Raw genomic sequence first — 16,091 nt, forward strand, 5'->3', positions numbered from 1 at the left:
CTTATGTATACAAGTTATAGAAAGCCCTTTCGTAAAAAGCTCTTCAAAAGCTTCTATATGGTAAAATAGAACAAATATGAAAGAGAGGATGAGAGCATGAACTTAACTCAATTTTCTAGAAGGAAATATACGGATTCCCCTACACCTTTAGAAAAGCTATCGGTTTTATCTCAGCAGTTAAATGGACCTTCAATTTATATGAAGCGAGATGATATGCTTGGACTGACAGGGGGCGGAAATAAGACGCGCAAGCTTGAATATTTAGTAGCTGATGCAAAAGCGCAAGGAGCAGACGTGCTTGTAACGTGCGATACAATCCAATCACTGTCGTTTGACGCTCGCTGCGGCTGTAAAAGAACAAATGAAATGCGTGCTCGTATTAGAAGAAGGCGAAAATAAAGCAAGCGGTCAGCCCACAGGAAACTATTTTCTTTATCATTTATTAGGCGCTCATGACATGCGGTTTGTCGCTGAAGGTTCTGATTTGACAGCCGAAATGAAAACAGTAGAGCGAGAGCTAATTGAAAAAGGTCATAAACCGTATTTAATTCCAGTAGGAGGTTCGAATGTTATCGGTGCAACCGGATACGCTGCCTGTGCACAAGAACTGCTTATGCAAAGCTATGAGCAGCAAATAAAGCTTAACCACGTAGTTTGTACAAGCGGCAGCGGAGGCATGCATGCAGGATTAGTGGCAGGCTTTCAAGGTCTTCAAAGTGACGTATCTGTTATTGGAATGAATGTCAGTCGTGCTAAAGAAGAGCAAGAAGTAAAAGTTGCCAAGCTGACGAGTGAACTTTATGATCATTTACATAGTAAAACGCCTTTTAAAAAAGAAGAGATTGTATGTATGGATGAATACGTAGGTCGAGGGTATGCTGTTCCGACAGAAGAGATGGTGGAAGCAGTCAAACTTGTGGCCAGTACGGAAGGGATTTTATTGGATCCTGTGTATACGGGAAAAGCGATGGCTGGTCTAATTGATTTAATTCGAAAAGGTTATTTTAATAAGGATGAAAATGTGGTGTTTGTCCACTCAGGCGGTTCACCGGCTCTTTATGCCTATACATCAATTTTTTCATAAAAAAGCAAGGGATTCGAATCCCTTGCTTTTTTAGTTTATATAGGAATAGTAAGTGAAAACGTTACTCCGGTGTCTGTGTTTTCAGCCGTAATGGCTGCATCGTGCATCGTAACAATACGCTTTACGATACTTAAGCCGATACCGAATTCACCGTTTGCTCCTTTTTTAAACGGTTCAAACAAGTGTTGAAGCACGCTTTGATCAATCGGCGGACCATCGTTGCTGATTGTACATTGAACGTTCGTTTGGTGTTTAGCAAGTGAAAGTGAAACCTTCGTCTCGGCATAGCGCAGCTGATTGTCGAGTACATTTTCAAGAACTTTTGTCCACAGTTCTCTATCTCCTTTAATTGTTGCGTTTTCGTCGTCAAATTCCCACTGTATTTCAGGGCGTCTCCACCGCAAGCGATCCACTACTTCATGAAGAAGTGCAGTAAAATCAAAGTCATCTTGTGCAAGCTGATGAGTGGACATATAGTCAAGCTTGGTTAAGTAAAGCAAATCGCGGATTTTTTTCTCAAGATTTTTGGATTCATCTTCAATAACTTTTACCGTTTGAGATAAATCACCTTTTGGATAAATGCCGTCTTGAATCGACTGAGCGTAGCTTTGAATCACCATAACCGGTGTTTTTAAATCGTGTGAAATATTTTGAAGCAGCGTTTGCTGTGCTTCATCTTTAGATACGAGCCTTTTGCGCATTTGCTCGATGGAGGCGCCTAGCTTGCCAATTTCATCGGAACGGTTGACTGCAACGGGCTCATGCCAATTTTGTTCGGCAATTTTTTTCACATCTTTTTCAAGCGATACAAGCGGCTTGCTTAAATATCTTGATAGCCAAATAGATGGAAGCCAGCTGAATAGAAATACAATTGAAATTACAAGAAGCAGCTGTTTAAACAGAGTAGAAGTGAGCGCGTTGCGATACGTATCCCACGAAAATGAAAGCAAAAAAGCAGGCTGTCCGTTTACGCTTACTTTTCGAATTACATAAAAAAGCGTCCGGTTGCCAAGATCTTTTTCATAGCGAGCGACGATTTTTCGCTGGCTGATTGCATCTTCCTGGGCTTTTCTCAAAAAGTCTTGAGGCAACACCCGTGATGAAAAATAAGAGATATCCGCATGTTCAGGCAATAAAATATGATCGACGGTTCGATTTCCAAGTGTTGGTTCACTGTCTTCATTGCTAAAGTAGTATTCACCTGAGCGGCTGGGCAGTCCGTATTCTTTTAAAATATGCTGTTCATTTTCAATAGTGGTATAAATTTCATTCGTGAAGAACTGCCTGAGCGTCGTTGGGAATAAAATAGCGAGCAAAATTGAAATAAGCAGTAGAATACCGGAGATGACGAGCCAAATTTGAAATGCAAGCGACTTGTTTTTCATGCTTTCATCATCCGGTATCCGTATCCGTAAATCGTTTCAATTCGTGCTTGCGGCATTTTTTTACGCACGCGCCTTACTAAATCATCCACCACTCGGTCTGTGCCGAAATAATCTTCTCCCCAAATGAGATTCAGCAGCTGCTCCCGTGAAAAAGCCTGTCCAAGGTCTTTTGAGATAGTGACGAGAAAATCAAATTCTTTAGACGTTAAATCAATCGGCTTTCCATTTTCACTGACTGTACGGGTATGTAAATCGATTTCATAAGGAGTCAGCGTAATGGTGCCGGTTTTCTTTTGATTGGAACCATATACGCGGTTTAGCAGTTTGTTTGCTCGAATAACTAGTTCACGAGGCAAAAAAGGCTTTGATAAATAGTCGTCGCTGCCCATTTCAAGCCCAAGAACCCGGTCAATATCGGCATCGCGGGCTGAGATGAAAATAACAGGCACATGTGGCGTTTGCTGCTTGATTTCGCGAATGAGCTGATACCCGTCAATATCAGGCAGCATAATATCTAAAATCCACAGATGCGGAGGGGTTGTAATCATTTCTTTGGCGTCCGTGCCGTTAAAAAATGAGCGAACATCCCAGCCTTCTTTTTGAAGGTAAAGGGTTAAAACTTCGTTTAAATTTTGTTCATCCTCTACTAAATATAGTGTAAAGCTCAAATTTGACACCTTCCTCTGAATATATGAAAATTAAGGTAAATAAAGCATATTACGCCATATGTGCGCGTTTCTCTAAAGGTCTATGTACCCGCTATTATACTACGTGTTTGCTGTTATAAAGAAATTTTTCACAATTTCACACATTGTTTTGATACTTATCCCAAACTTTTATTTTATAGTATAGATAACATAAAATTTGCTACGTTAAAAGGAGTGTTTTTCATGGATCCACGTGATTATGAAAGAGAGCAAGAACGAAAAGAAGAATATGAAAACCGCCAGCAGCGCTACGATCAGTATCAGCCTGCGTCATCATCACAGCCTCCAAGAAGACGCTTATTTCCAGTGATTGCATCTTCTATCGCCGGAGCAGTGCTAGGTGGAGGAATTGTGCTATACGGTGCTCCGCAGCTGGGGTTAATGGATTCAGCTGATACGCAAACAGCGAATCAAACAACGCAGACTCAAACCGCAACAACAACGAGCACAACGCCTCGAACAGTAAGCACAACCGTGAATCAGTCAGATCTTGTTTCAGTTGTAAATAAAGTATCAGCTGCTGTTGTAGGCGTGAACAATATTCAACAGCAAACAAATCCATTTTCTGGAGATACCCAAACGCAAGAAGCAGGAACGGGTTCCGGTGTTATTTTCAAAAAAGAAAATGGAAAAGCATACGTTGTGACCAATAACCACGTTATTGACGGCGCAAGCGAAGTAGAAGTGTCACTTTCAAACGGACAAAAAGAAAAAGCTAAGATTGTCGGAGCTGATGCGCTAACGGATTTAGCGGTGCTTGAGATGTCTGACAAAAATGTTGAACAAGTGGCGAAGTTCGGGAAATCATCGGATTTAGTAGCAGGTGAAACGGTGCTTGCAATCGGAAATCCTCTTGGTGAACAATTTTCTCGTACGGTCACACAAGGTATCGTGAGCGCAGCAAAACGCTCTGTCCCTATTTCAGAAAATTGGAACGTAGATGCAATTCAAACGGATGCGGCGATTAATCCAGGAAACAGCGGCGGTGCCTTGATCAATTCTTCCGGTGAAGTAGTCGGTATCAACAGTATGAAAATTTCAGAAGACAATGTAGAAGGCATCGGCTTTGCTCTTCCAAGTGATGAAGTGCAGCCGACGATTGAACAGCTGATGAAAAACGGAAAAATAACGCGTCCATATATGGGGGTAGGTCTTCAAGATGTAGGTCAGCTTTCAGCTGCAACAAAACAAAACCAGCTAGGCCTAACCAGCGATACGTCTGAAGGAGTTGTCGTAACGACGGTTGAACCATTCTCTTCTGCTTCTGATGCAGGTTTACAATCAAAAGACGTGATTGTTGCCATCGATGGAAATGAAGTCAAAACATCCAGTGATTTACGTCAATATCTATACACAAAACGTAAAGTAGGAGACACGGTAAAATTAGACGTGTACCGAAATGGAAAAAAACAAACTATTTCTCTGAAGCTTTCAGAACAGCAGGATAACAATGGATGAGTTCAACACCGTTAAAGCTGCTACTAGCAGTATTAACAGCGTTCGGATTTTTAACCGGCTGCGGAGGGAAGCATTCAAACACGATGTTTCCTTCTGTAGAAATTAGTCAGCTATCTTCTACCAAAGAACTGGCAGCGTATGAGGGAGGCAAGGTGACAGGAGCTGAATTCAACCGTTTTTTAGCCGTTGAAGGGTTCTTAAATCCAGATGCTCCGCTAAATGATACAAGCTACCGCAAAGAGTTATTGCGGCAGCTTGTTATGCAAAAAATCTTAATTTCACATCTAAAGACAAGCGATAAAGTACAAAAACAAGTCGAGGATATGTGGAAGCAAATTAAACGCTCATATAACGAGGATACAAGAAAACAAGGTTATGAAGTGTTAAATATTCGTTCTAGTGATGTAACCAACCAGCTAACGAATCAGTTTAAATTAGAAGAATATTTCCGCAAACAAATTACGTCTGATGAACTAACTGCTTACTATAAACGTATTGAAAACGATCTAACGCGCGTATCTTTTACGCAGCTGGCTTTTTCTACTTTACATGATGCCGCTGCCGCTGCGGCTGAACTGCAAAAAGGAACATCTCTTCAGGACGTTCAAAAAAAATATGCTGATGTCCAGACAGTCAGCAAAATAGAGAATGCTGATAATCTAAAGCTTTCAAGTCTATCTCCCTCTTTTATAGATGTTTTAAAAAAACAGCACATCGGAGAGAGTAGTGAGCCCATTAAAATGGGTAAAGTCTATTATATTCTTATTTTAAAACAAAAAGATAAAAAAACGGAATCAGAAGTCAAAGAAGAAATGATGAAAGAACTTGTTTTGAATCATATCAACCGGTATATGCAGGATGAACTGCCAAGGTTTCACGTGACTTTCAGCCTTAGGTAGTTCCCTTTTATATAGATTGATTGTTTTCAAAAAACAAGCAGGTAAAAGAGCTTTCTATTAATAGAGAGCTCTTTTACATTTTTAAGTAGACAGAAATGTCGTCACCTGATAAAATGAAGTTGTAAAACTTTCATTATTCGGAAAATTTATACCCTCCAGCTTTGGAGGGTTATTTTTTATGCTGTTGGACGAATAAAAGAGGCTGGGACAAAAGTAGTTTAGTGGAAAGAAAATCCGAACGATCAATCCAATCGTTGGGATTTTTTCGTTACGTTTCAATCACTTTTCATCTTTTAAATGACGCAATAATGCAGGAGCCATCTCCACGTGAGAAAGGGCGATGTGTGAAATCGTTTTGGCATAAGGTGTAATTTCGTTAATAAATTGTTCGAGTACGTGCAGGTGAGGAAGCTGAAGCTTTGTAATAAAGCAGGCTTGCCCGGCGATGCGTTCACAGAATAAAGCGTAGGGATACTGAGAAATAAATCGTTTAAAACGCTCGTGCTCTCCGTTTTTCATCGTTACTTCAATAAAACATGACACGGGCAAATGCAGCTTTTCATAATCAATATCAATCGTATACCCTTTTATAACGCCAAAGCTCTCTAGCTGTCGTACTCGCTCTGCCACCGAAGGAGGAGACAAGTTAATTTGTTTTCCTAGCTCTCGTAAGGAAAGGCGGCTGTTTTGCTGCAGCGCCTGCAAAATCGATAAATCAATTTCATCAATTTTCAATTGAAAACCTTCTTTCTCATTAACGTTTCATTTGATTAGTAATAGTAGCTAAGATGTTTTATCTGTAATCTAAAATTTCCATTTTTCTTACTATAATAATTAAAAAGGAGTGAGTAAAAAATGGCAAGAGTTTTGTTAGCAAACGAAGAGGGAACAAATTTTGAAAAAGCATTGAATTTAATTCCGCATGTAAAAAGATTGTATGATGAGCTTTACGACACGCTTTGGAACAGCGATATAGTAGAAAAAGAGACTAAGGAAAAAATAAGGCTTTATCTAGCAGGTGTTAACGGCTGTGAGACGTGTATGAGCATGTCATATGTAGGCGATGAGACGCTTAATCAAAAAGTGTTAAGAGAAAAAGAGCTGGAAGAAAAAGATCGACTGCTGTTTCGATTTATTGATGTATACCGGGTGCGTCCAAGGGAGTTGACGGATGCTGATATGAATCAATTAAAGAAATTTTACAGTGATACGCAGCTGTTAGAGCTTTTAGCTGTTATTAATTTATTTGATCAATTTCACAAAATGATTGTCAGTTTAGATTTATATGATTTTTGCAGCTTGCAGGGCAAGTGAGGTCTTCGCTAAAAATATCTTGACAGACAAAATCCACAGGAGTAAGATAGCTTTCGTAAAGTGAAACGTATCATGAATCGAATCGATTATTCTAAAAAATAGATCATAGACATTTAAATAAAAATCGCTTAATCCATTACGGAGCGGAGGACCCATTATTTACGCACATATTGTGCTCCGGGGTGAATCCTTAAAAAGGTAGGGTTACTCTTAAAACCCGAACCCGACAGCTAACTTCGCAAGCGTTTTGAGGGGGAAGAGTGTGGAAAAACACAGGAGCCTTCCTGTGTTTTTTTGCGCTTTTTTTAAGAAAAAGATGTAATTTTTTAGAAAAAGTATAAGCTAAGAGAACACACAGCAGTTGAAGAAAGGAATAAATACATTATGAAAAAACAGTTTGCTGTATTGGGATTAGGTCGTTTTGGAGGCAGTTTGGTTGAAGAGTTTGCTAATCTGGATGTGGATGTGCTCGCTATTGACCGCAATCAGGAGGTAGTAAATAAATTTAGCAACTCAGCTACATATGTTGTGCAAGCAAACGCGATTGATGAAGCTAGCTTAAAGGGGCTAGGTATTCGCAATGTTGATCATGCTCTTATTTCGTTTGGAGATGATATCGAAGCAAGCGTGCTGGCAACGATGCTTTTAAAAGATATGGGCGTTAAGCAAGTATGGGTAAAAGCAGTGAATATGTATCATCAAAAAGTGCTCGAAAAAATAGGAGCGGATAAAGTCATTCACCCTGAGCGCGATATTGCTAAGCGTATTGCTCATCACGTGGTGTCAGAAAAAATCATTGATTATATTGAATTGTCAAAGGATTATAGTATTGTCGAAATTGTCGCCTCTAAGAAACTTCATAATAAAACGCTGTTTGATTTAAACATTCGTGCCAAGTACGGCTGCAATATTATCGGCTTTCAGCGAAAAGACGGGGAAATGGTGATCTCGCCTACCGCGCATGAAATAATTGAACAAGGAGATATGCTGATTGTCATCGGACATAACCGCGATTTGAACCGTTTTGAAGAAGAAGGAGTTTAACTTATGAAAAAACAAATCATTAAACTCACTCCTCCGCAGCTGCTTGTCTCCATTTTTGGCGGAGGAATTATTATTGGTGCTCTTCTATTGATGATGCCTTTTTCTACTACTGAGCCAATCGGGTGGGTAGATGCCTTTTTTACGTCTACTTCCGCTATGACAGTAACCGGCTTAGCCGTCGTAGATACAGGTACCCGTTTTACCGTCATCGGTCAAATCATTATTATGCTGTTAATTCAAATAGGCGGTCTTGGCATTATGTCATTTGCCGTGTTGATTTTTATGATGCTAGGTAAAAAAATTGGATTTAAAGAGCGTATGCTCGTTCAGCAGGCATTAAATCAAACGAGCGTCGGCGGAGTTGTCCTGCTAGTTAAAAGGCTGTTTATCTTTTCATTTTTAATTGAATTTGTTGCACTTATCTTTTTAGCAATACGCTGGGTTCCGGAATTCGGATGGTCTAAGGGGCTGTTCTTTAGCTTGTTTCATTCAATTTCGGCTTTTAATAACGCAGGGTTTGGGCTACTGTCTGATAACTTAGTGCAGTATGTTGGAGATCCTATTATTAACATAACGATTTCTTTTTTGTTCATCATTGGTGGGTTAGGGTTTACCGTTCTTGCTGATATGTGGGTGAAAAAATCGTATAGAAAACTAACGCTGCATTCAAAAATTATGATTATCAGCACGTTTGCGATTAATGTGACTGCCATGCTTTTTATTTTTTTCTTAGAGTACAGCAATTCGCATACGCTCGGAAATTTATCATTAGGAGACAAAGTATGGGCTTCTTATTTTCAAGCGGTAACGACAAGAACCGCGGGATTTAATACAATTGATTTAGCTCACCTGCATGACGCAACGGTCTTTTTAATGGTCTTATTAATGTTTATTGGTGCAGGAAGTGCGTCAACAGGAGGCGGTATTAAACTAACAACGTTTGTGGTGATTGTTTTTTCTGTATGGGCATTTTTACGAAGCCGGGAAGATATTGTGCTATTAAAGAGACGACTTCTTCCTCTTCACGTGTTTAAGGCACTAGCCATCACGATGATTTCAATTATGTTTGTATTTGGAGCCATTTTCCTGTTAAATATTTCGGAAAACCTGCCGTTTGTAAAAATTATGTTTGAAGTTGTTTCTGCGTTTGGAACAGTAGGTTTATCGATGGGAGCAACTCCTGAACTTTCGTACTTTGGACGCGTGATTATTATCTTTATCATGTTTTTAGGAAAAGTGGGGCCATTAACGCTTGCGTTTTCATTATCTAAGCAAAAGCGTGAAGCCGTTCGTTATCCAAATGAAGATATAATGCTAGGGTAGAAAAATCGCCTTCGATGAGGCGATTTTTTTATATTATTTATACGTTCAAGACATATAAGAGGTTACGCACAAAACAGTTGCGATGAATAAAAAGAAGGCAAAGACAAGAACAATGGGCAATTTAGAATGTCGGCGCATTAAAGGCCCCCCTTTTTTATAGTAAAAAAATCTCTTACTATATATAACGAAAGAAACAAAAATATGATTCACTTTTTTGGCGGAATTTGAAGGTTTTTCCCGTTAAAAAAATCCGCACCCCTGTCCTAAACATTTTGCCAAGCTGTTGTATACACTAAAAGCAGATAACAGGAAGTGAGGGATGGTACGTGGGAAAACAAAATTTTGCGTTAATCGTTGTGTTATTTGTTTTACTTGTTATTGTAGGTGCGTCTGGCTTTCGCTTTTAAACGTTAACTTTATTTGCGCATAGCCCCCGTCAAAAAGGGCATACTAGGCGGAAGTGAAAACCAAAAATTTCTTCAATATTGCCGAACAATGAGTTCCTCTACTCATTCATCTAATCGGTATGTAGCCATGCGAAAGCATGGTTTTTTTTGAAATAAGAGGATGAATGATGTTCATCCCCTCTAAAAATTAGTAGTAGCAAGAACATCCTACGATTACTAATAGAATAAATAAAACAACGATAAATGAAAAACCAAAACCGCCTTTTGCGCCCATATGTGTAACCTCCTTTAATAAAATTCTCTATATCCTATGTACTAATTGGGTTAAGTGATTGAGAAATTTGCCTGTTTTTTAACGGTAACGATCTTTTGAGAAAAATGAAGAACACTTACTTTTTTCATTTTTGCAGAAATCCTTTATGATAAAGAGGAAAAGGAGGGCAAAGTGGTGGGAATACATGTAGAATACGTCATGAATCAGCTAGAAGAGGGTAAGTGGAAAGAGATCAAGCGCGAAATTCAACAAGAAATGAAGAAAAAACCTCAAGCATCTGATTTGTACTGTTACTTAGCGGTTTGTTTAGCAAAGCAAATCGAAGAATCAATTATTTTTGAAAAAATGGTATTAAATTTAGAAATGGACAGAGCTCTTCATCAGGCATTAACATTAAATCCATCTTCAAGCTTGGCGCACTTCGTTCGAGGAATAAAATACCGGGAAACTCCGCTTATGTTTGGAGGGAATTACGAAAAATCGCTGTCTTACTTGCAACGGGCACAAGATCTTGGCTTTGAAGGGGTTATGCTGCCGCTCGAACTCGCAAAAACCTATATTCAATTAAAAGAAATGGAAAAAGCGAAAGAACAAATCGCCTATGCCTGGGAAATCAATCCTACTCACGCGGATATTAAAAAAGTCGAAAACATGCTGCAAACAGGACGGTGAATCAAAAGTCCTGTTTTATTTTTGGCTTTTAGGAAACATATGCTGATTTTCATAAAGAATTGCTTTTTATATAACAATGAGAATATTTATAGAAATTTTAAGGAGTGCATGTAAGTCCAACGACTTCTTAACTGCTAGATTTTCTACATTATTAGAGCGTTCAGTCTACATAATTCCAAAAATAGTAAGAAACTATCAGCCTATGGATAAATTGTTAGAAAATATAGATAATTGTAAATAGATAGAGAGAAAAGTTAAACATGCGACTAACTAAAAAAAGCAAAGGTCTGATTTACTTTGCTTTTTATTTATACACATATGTAAGAAATATCATAATAAACCAATTTATTTCTTGCTAAATCCATCGTTTCAGACGATGTGAAATAATGTATTTGAAGGAGGAGACCCAGGTGAAGGTTATGAAGATGTTGGTTATTGCATTATTTAGTTTAAGTTTAGTTGTCACACCAGCTGCTGCTGAAGTTCCGGGTGTCGACCATTCAATGAAACGAGGTGCTACACAAGGAATTGTAGCGGCATCTCACCCGCTGGCTGCTGAAGCGGGAAGGAAAGTTTTAGCTGAAGGCGGAAACGCTGTGGACGCGGCAGCTGCCATTCAATTATCTCTCAACGTTGTGGAACCGATGATGTCAGGTATCGGCGGCGGCGGCTTTATGATGATTTATGAAAAAAAGAAAGATAAAATTACGATGCTAGACAGCCGTGAAATGGCACCAGCTGATGTCACGCCTAAGCTGTTTTTAGATTCAAAGGGAAAAGTCATCCCTTTCAGTAAGCGTCACATAACAGGAAAAGCAGTTGGAGTTCCTGGTACGCTAAAAGGGGTAGAAACAGCCCTTAAAGATTATGGAACAATGGACTTATCAGATGTTATTAAACCAGCTATTACTCAAGCAGAACAAGGAATCAAAGTAAATTGGTCGATGGCTCAGTACATTGATGAAAATGCGGACAAGCTTGAAAGATACCAAACGGCCGGTAATGTATTTGTGCCGAATGGCAAGCCGTTAAAAGAAGGAGATAAGCTTGTTCAGCCGGATCTTGCTAAAACATTAAAGCTTATTCAAAAAGAAGGGTCAGACGCTCTTTATAAAGGAGAAATTGGAAAAGCGCTTGTTAAAGAAGTTCAAAAACGCGATGGAAGCATGACCATGGATGATTTGAAAAATTACGTTGTAAAAGAACGTGAGCCGGTTAAAACAACTTACCGAGGCTACGATGTGGTTAGTGCGGCTCCTCCTAGCTCCGGCGGATTAACCGTTCAGCAGATTTTAAAGCTAATGGAAGGTTATGATGTAGAAAAAATGGGTTCCAATACGCCTCAGTATTTGCAGCATTTAACGGAAGCGATGCACTTAGCTTTCGCGGACCGCGCGGCGTATATGGCAGATGAAGACTTTTACGAAGTGCCGAAAAAAGGACTGTTAGATGAAGATTATATTAAAGAACGTCGTAAATTAATTAATCCAAACAAAGCAACGCCTAATGTCAAAGAAGGAGACCCTTGGAAATATGAAGGAAAAGAAAATCCAAATAAAGCAACAGTAAAGGAAGAAAATCCAATCGGCCAAACGACTCATTTCTCTGTTGTAGACAAATGGGGAAACATGGTTTCTTACACGACTACCATTGAACAAGTTTTTGGTTCAGGAATTATGGTTCCTGACTACGGATTTATGCTCAACAATGAAATGACGGATTTTGATGCCACTCCGGGAGGTGTGAACCAGGTTGAGCCTAAAAAACGTCCTCGAAGCAGCATGTCTCCAACGATGCTGTTAAAAGACGGAAAGCCGTTCATGGCAATTGGTTCACCGGGAGGCCCAACCATTATTGCGTCTGTAGCAGAAACGATTATGAATGTTATTGACCATAAGATGCCGATTCAAAAAGCGATTTTAACACCTCGTATTTATTCAGGCGGCTATCCAACCGTAAGATGGGAACCTGGCTTTAGCCAAGATACAATTCTTGAAATGATGGCTAAAGGACATGCGTTTGAGGAAAAGCCTGAGCATATTGGAAACGTTCAAGCGGTTATCTATGACTATGAAACGGGGAAAATGTACGGAGGCGCTGATAATACGCGCCAGGGCACGGTATTAGGAGTAGACGCAATTAAATATGTATCCAAACAGCCAAAACCAATTAAAGAAGAGAAAAAAGGAGAGTTTACAGTTGAAGTCAACCGTGCCGTTTATCCATTTACTGATAAGCAAGTGAAGCTGATTGATGGAAAGCCTTACGTTCAATCCGATCGCCTGCTGTTAGGCTTAGGCGTCGTTGATTCGAGTGACTTAAAGCTGTATAAACCAAATCATCACTCTTATTTATCAGTTATCAAAGTAGCCAAATCACTTGGCTACAAAGTGAAATGGGATGACCAAAAGAAAGTGGTTTCATTAGAAAAAGATCCTGGTGAAGACGATACAGGCGATGATGAAGACGGAGACGTTATTACAAATTAAAAAAGAGACTGGGACAAAAGTATTTTAGGTGAAGAAAAATCCGAACGATGAATTGAGATTCTTGATGAAGAATCCAACTCGTTCGGATTTTTTTATTGGTATGACAAACTTAGGTTTTCTGTGTGTAGTTACTTCTAGCTGTTGAATGGAATTTGTTATGTCGCAATCTCTTTTTTATGAAAGCAAATAAAATTGGCGATTTTAAACGAAACGACAAAAAAGTTTGCATGGTTTGCCAAAAAGTTGTAGAAATCGACAGTTTTTTTGGCATGTGTAAGAAAATCCGTGATAAAAAGACTGATAGAATGCTACAAACAAAGTTGGCATCATTTTTGCATAAGAAATAGATGAGGGGCTGTATCAATGAAAAAAATACATAGTTAAATAACTACCTATGTTTACTTCACACAGAATAAAATGCAACGGAGGTATAGAAAATGAAAAAAGACATTTCAATTATCGGTGTACCCATGGATTACGGACAAACAAGAAGGGGTGTAGACATGGGGCCAAGCGCGATCCGCTATGCAGGCATGAATACACGCTTAGAAGCTCTTGGCTATACCGTACACGATGAAGGCGATATTAAAGTAGAAATTAAAGAGCGGGCAGACGTAGATAAAAATACGAATTTGAAAAACTTAGCGGCTGTAGCCAGCGGAAATGAACAGCTTGCTGCAAGAGTTGAAGAAGTGAGAGAGCAAGAACGCTTTCCGTTAATATTAGGCGGAGACCACAGCATTGCAATCGGAACACTTGCAGGAGTCGCAAAAGGTTCAGAAAATTTAGGCGTTATTTGGTATGATGCTCATGGTGATTTAAACACAGCTGAAACATCTCCATCAGGCAATATTCACGGCATGCCGTTAGCGGTGAGCTTGGGTATTGGACATCCTGTACTTTTAAATATTGGAGGGTATACCCCAAAAATTAAACCTGAAAATCTAGTTATTATCGGTGCACGCTCATTGGATGATGGTGAAAAAGAGTTAATTAAAGAAAAAGGAATTAAAGTGTATACCATGCATGAAATTGATCGTTTAGGTATGACGCAAGTGATGAAAGAAACGATTGATTATTTAAGCGGTACAGACGGCGTGCACCTGTCGCTGGACTTAGACGGCTTAGATCCGGATGATGCACCAGGCGTAGGTACACCTGTAAAAGGCGGCATCAGCTACCGAGAAAGTCATTTAGCAATGGAAATGCTAGCGGAAGCAGACATGGTGACATCCGCTGAATTTGTAGAAGTGAACCCCATTTTAGATCAGCATAACAAAACTGCAGAAGTAGCGGTTGCGTTAATGAGTTCATTGTTTGGCGATAAGCTTTTATAAGAAAGAGCTACTTACAGGTATCGTGTAGAAGAAAATCTGTTATGATCCAATAAACGGTCATGCAGGGCTAATCGGCTGCCATCCTCGCTACGGGGCTGGCGCCATTTGAAAATCATCCGGCATCAATGGACTTCAGTCATGAAGAGCTACCTAGTAAGCGGCTATAAAAACAAAATAAACCTAAAAAAATGAAAGCGATTTCATTTTTATGCAGCAAAGGGAGGAAATGGGATGAATATTCCACAGGGACAGCCAGGAGAATTAAAAAGAACGATGAAAACAAGGCATCTTTTTATGATATCACTAGGAGGATGTATTGGTACCGGTTTTTTCCTTGGTTCAGGTTATACCATCAATGAAGCAGGTCCGATGGGAGCAATGATTTCCTACTTAGTAGGAGGGATCATTATGTATCTAACGATGCTGTGTCTTGGAGAATTATCCGTTGCTATGCCAGTTGCAGGATCGTTTCAAACGTACTCCACTAAATTTATCGGCCCTGCAACCGGTTTTGCGATTGGATGGCTGTACTGGCTAGGATGGGCAGTAACGGTGGCACTTGAGTTCTTAGCTGCTGGACAATTAATGCAAAGATGGTTCCCAGACTCGCCCGTTTGGTTATGGTGCGCCATTTTTGGAGCGTTAATTTTTTCACTAAATGCACTTTCAGCTAAAGCATTTGGTGAAACAGAATTTTGGTTTTCAAGCGTTAAAATTTTCGCCATCATTATGTTTATTGTTGTAGGCGGAGCGGCAATGTTTGGACTCATTGATATGAAAAGCGGACAGGAAGCACCGCTTCTATCAAACTTCTTTGCTGAAGGGCTTTTTCCAAATGGCGTAACGGCTTTGCTGATTACAATGATTACGGTGAACTTTTCGTTTCAAGGAACAGAATTGATTGGAATTGCGGCAGGAGAAAGTGAAAATCCGGAAAAAACAATTCCAAAAGCGATCAAGCAAACGGTTTGGCGTACGCTTTTCTTTTTCGTCTTATCCGTGTTTGTCCTAGCAAGCATGATTCCTCGTGAAAAAGCAGGCGTCGTAGAAAGTCCGTTTGTCGTTGTGTTAGACAGTGTAGGTGTACCTTACGCGGCGGATATTATGAACTTTATCATTTTAACAGCTCTTCTTTCAGTCGCAAACTCTGGATTTTACGCGGCTACACGTATGCTTTATTCTCTTTCAAGAGAAGGAATGGCAAGTCCTGCACTTGGAAAAGTTAACAAAAGAGGAGTTCCATTTAATGCACTATTAATTACGCTTGTGATTTCATGTTTTTCGCTGCTTTCAAGCGTAGTGGCAGCTAAAACCGTTTTTGTGTGGCTGATTTCACTCGCTGGACTCGGCGCTCAAATTGGCTGGATTGCGATTACAGCTTCACTGCTTGCGTTTCGTCGTGCTTACGTGGCTAAAGGTGGAAAAGTGGAAGATCTGAAATTTAGAACTCCTCTTTATCCGGTTCTTCCTATCGTAGCGCTTATTACGAACTGTATCGTTATGATCAGTCTTGCGTTTGATCCCGAGCAGCGAATGGCGTTATACTGCGGAGGTATTTTCTTTATAGGCTGCTATGGTTATTATTATTTGAAAATTCGAAAACAAAATCAGTCAAAACAAGAGCAAGAAGTTCAGCTTGCGGAAAATAAACGAATGATTATTTAACATAAAAACCCGGAAAATCACGATTTTCCGGGT

Annotated in this window: 14 protein-coding genes, 1 pseudogene and 1 riboswitch; of the genes and pseudogenes, 11 read left to right on the top strand and 4 right to left on the bottom strand. The window is 39.6% G+C overall.

Going from position 1 to position 16,091, the window contains the following annotated elements; translation table 11 throughout:
* Positions 1-96: 96 nt before the first annotated feature.
* Positions 97-1,084, top strand: a pseudogene (locus POF52_RS04945) (D-cysteine desulfhydrase).
* 35 nt (positions 1,085-1,119) lie between these two features.
* Here the strand turns inward: POF52_RS04945 and POF52_RS04950 are convergent.
* Positions 1,120-2,469 (bottom strand): sensor histidine kinase, encoded by a 1,350-nt coding sequence (locus POF52_RS04950; RefSeq protein ID WP_074893132.1) that lies wholly within the window; start codon positions 2,467-2,469, stop codon positions 1,120-1,122.
* A complete protein-coding gene (locus POF52_RS04955) occupies positions 2,466-3,137 on the bottom strand; it encodes a response regulator transcription factor (protein ID WP_271990284.1) in 672 nt (223 codons plus the stop codon). The genes POF52_RS04950 and POF52_RS04955 overlap by 4 nt, the downstream gene beginning before the upstream one ends.
* A gap of 222 nt (positions 3,138-3,359) precedes the next feature.
* On the opposite strand from POF52_RS04955, the gene POF52_RS04960 reads away from it, so the two are divergent.
* Both POF52_RS04960 and POF52_RS04965 read left to right on the top strand, forming a co-directional pair.
* The gene (locus POF52_RS04960) at positions 3,360-4,634 is read left to right on the top strand and encodes a S1C family serine protease (RefSeq protein ID WP_013084577.1); all 1,275 of its coding nucleotides are present in this window, start codon (positions 3,360-3,362) and stop codon (positions 4,632-4,634) included.
* The gene (locus POF52_RS04965; RefSeq protein WP_013084576.1) at positions 4,631-5,533 is read left to right on the top strand and encodes a peptidyl-prolyl cis-trans isomerase; all 903 of its coding nucleotides are present in this window, start codon (positions 4,631-4,633) and stop codon (positions 5,531-5,533) included. Before POF52_RS04960 ends, POF52_RS04965 begins: the two co-directional genes overlap by 4 nt.
* A gap of 279 nt (positions 5,534-5,812) precedes the next feature.
* Here the strand turns inward: POF52_RS04965 and POF52_RS04970 are convergent, their stop codons facing one another.
* Positions 5,813-6,268 (bottom strand): Lrp/AsnC family transcriptional regulator, encoded by a 456-nt coding sequence (locus tag POF52_RS04970; RefSeq protein ID WP_271990289.1) that lies wholly within the window; start codon positions 6,266-6,268, stop codon positions 5,813-5,815.
* A gap of 120 nt (positions 6,269-6,388) precedes the next feature.
* Here POF52_RS04970 and POF52_RS04975 point away from each other — a divergent pair, with 120 nt between their 5' ends.
* The 4 genes from POF52_RS04975 (at position 6,389) to POF52_RS04990 (ending at position 9,621) form a co-directional block, all read left to right on the top strand.
* Positions 6,389-6,847, top strand: coding sequence for a carboxymuconolactone decarboxylase family protein (locus POF52_RS04975; protein ID WP_013084575.1), 459 nt, complete (start codon positions 6,389-6,391; stop codon positions 6,845-6,847).
* 115 nt (positions 6,848-6,962) lie between these two features.
* Positions 6,963-7,107: riboswitch (cyclic di-AMP (ydaO/yuaA leader) on the top strand.
* Between the two features lie 124 nt (positions 7,108-7,231).
* Positions 7,232-7,891 carry a potassium channel family protein gene (locus tag POF52_RS04980; protein ID WP_013058591.1) on the top strand — a complete coding sequence of 220 codons (660 nt, stop codon included), beginning with the start codon at positions 7,232-7,234 and terminating at the stop codon, positions 7,889-7,891.
* Between the two features lie 3 nt (positions 7,892-7,894).
* Positions 7,895-9,214 carry a TrkH family potassium uptake protein gene (locus POF52_RS04985; RefSeq protein ID WP_176583247.1) on the top strand — a complete coding sequence of 440 codons (1,320 nt, stop codon included), beginning with the start codon at positions 7,895-7,897 and terminating at the stop codon, positions 9,212-9,214.
* Between the two features lie 326 nt (positions 9,215-9,540).
* Positions 9,541-9,621 carry a YjcZ family sporulation protein gene (locus POF52_RS04990; RefSeq protein ID WP_016765202.1) on the top strand — a complete coding sequence of 27 codons (81 nt, stop codon included), beginning with the start codon at positions 9,541-9,543 and terminating at the stop codon, positions 9,619-9,621.
* A 187-nt stretch (positions 9,622-9,808) separates the two neighbouring features.
* On the opposite strand, the gene POF52_RS04995 is transcribed toward POF52_RS04990, so the two are convergent.
* Positions 9,809-9,895: a YjcZ family sporulation protein gene (locus tag POF52_RS04995; protein ID WP_016765201.1), complete on the bottom strand. Its 87-nt coding sequence runs from the start codon at positions 9,893-9,895 to the stop codon at positions 9,809-9,811.
* Between the two features lie 174 nt (positions 9,896-10,069).
* Here POF52_RS04995 and POF52_RS05000 point away from each other — a divergent pair, with 174 nt between their 5' ends.
* The 4 genes from POF52_RS05000 to POF52_RS05015 all read left to right on the top strand — a co-directional run bounded on the left by POF52_RS05000 (position 10,070) and on the right by POF52_RS05015 (position 16,058).
* Complete coding sequence (locus POF52_RS05000; RefSeq protein ID WP_271990299.1) at positions 10,070-10,567, top strand: tetratricopeptide repeat protein; 498 nt, start codon at positions 10,070-10,072, stop codon at positions 10,565-10,567.
* A gap of 410 nt (positions 10,568-10,977) precedes the next feature.
* Complete coding sequence (gene ggt, locus POF52_RS05005) at positions 10,978-13,056, top strand: gamma-glutamyltransferase (RefSeq protein WP_176583246.1); 2,079 nt, start codon at positions 10,978-10,980, stop codon at positions 13,054-13,056.
* A 437-nt stretch (positions 13,057-13,493) separates the two neighbouring features.
* Entirely contained in the window at positions 13,494-14,393 is a 900-nt protein-coding gene (gene rocF / locus POF52_RS05010) for an arginase (protein ID WP_098476256.1), read from the top strand.
* 231 nt (positions 14,394-14,624) lie between these two features.
* A complete protein-coding gene (locus tag POF52_RS05015; RefSeq protein WP_192996509.1) occupies positions 14,625-16,058 on the top strand; it encodes an amino acid permease in 1,434 nt (477 codons plus the stop codon).
* The last annotated feature ends 33 nt before the right edge of the window (positions 16,059-16,091 follow it).

This window comes from Priestia sp. AB (assembly GCF_028369225.1).
Classification (GTDB): domain Bacteria; phylum Bacillota; class Bacilli; order Bacillales; family Bacillaceae_H; genus Priestia; species Priestia megaterium.

Excerpts from the sequence above, each read along its gene's own strand:
- rocF (WP_098476256.1), top strand. The coding sequence starts at position 13,494 with ATGAAAAAAGACATTTCAATTATCGGTGTACCCATGGATTACGGACAA.
- POF52_RS04980 (WP_013058591.1), top strand. The coding sequence starts at position 7,232 with ATGAAAAAACAGTTTGCTGTATTGGGATTAGGTCGTTTTGGAGGCAGT.
- POF52_RS05015 (WP_192996509.1), top strand. The coding sequence starts at position 14,625 with ATGAATATTCCACAGGGACAGCCAGGAGAATTAAAAAGAACGATGAAA.
- POF52_RS04975 (WP_013084575.1), top strand. The coding sequence starts at position 6,389 with ATGGCAAGAGTTTTGTTAGCAAACGAAGAGGGAACAAATTTTGAAAAA.
- POF52_RS04960 (WP_013084577.1), top strand. The coding sequence starts at position 3,360 with ATGGATCCACGTGATTATGAAAGAGAGCAAGAACGAAAAGAAGAATAT.
- POF52_RS04985 (WP_176583247.1), top strand. The coding sequence starts at position 7,895 with ATGAAAAAACAAATCATTAAACTCACTCCTCCGCAGCTGCTTGTCTCC.
- POF52_RS04965 (WP_013084576.1), top strand. The coding sequence starts at position 4,631 with ATGAGTTCAACACCGTTAAAGCTGCTACTAGCAGTATTAACAGCGTTC.
- POF52_RS04950 (WP_074893132.1), bottom strand. The coding sequence starts at position 2,469 with ATGAAAAACAAGTCGCTTGCATTTCAAATTTGGCTCGTCATCTCCGGT.
- POF52_RS04995 (WP_016765201.1), bottom strand. The coding sequence starts at position 9,895 with ATGGGCGCAAAAGGCGGTTTTGGTTTTTCATTTATCGTTGTTTTATTT.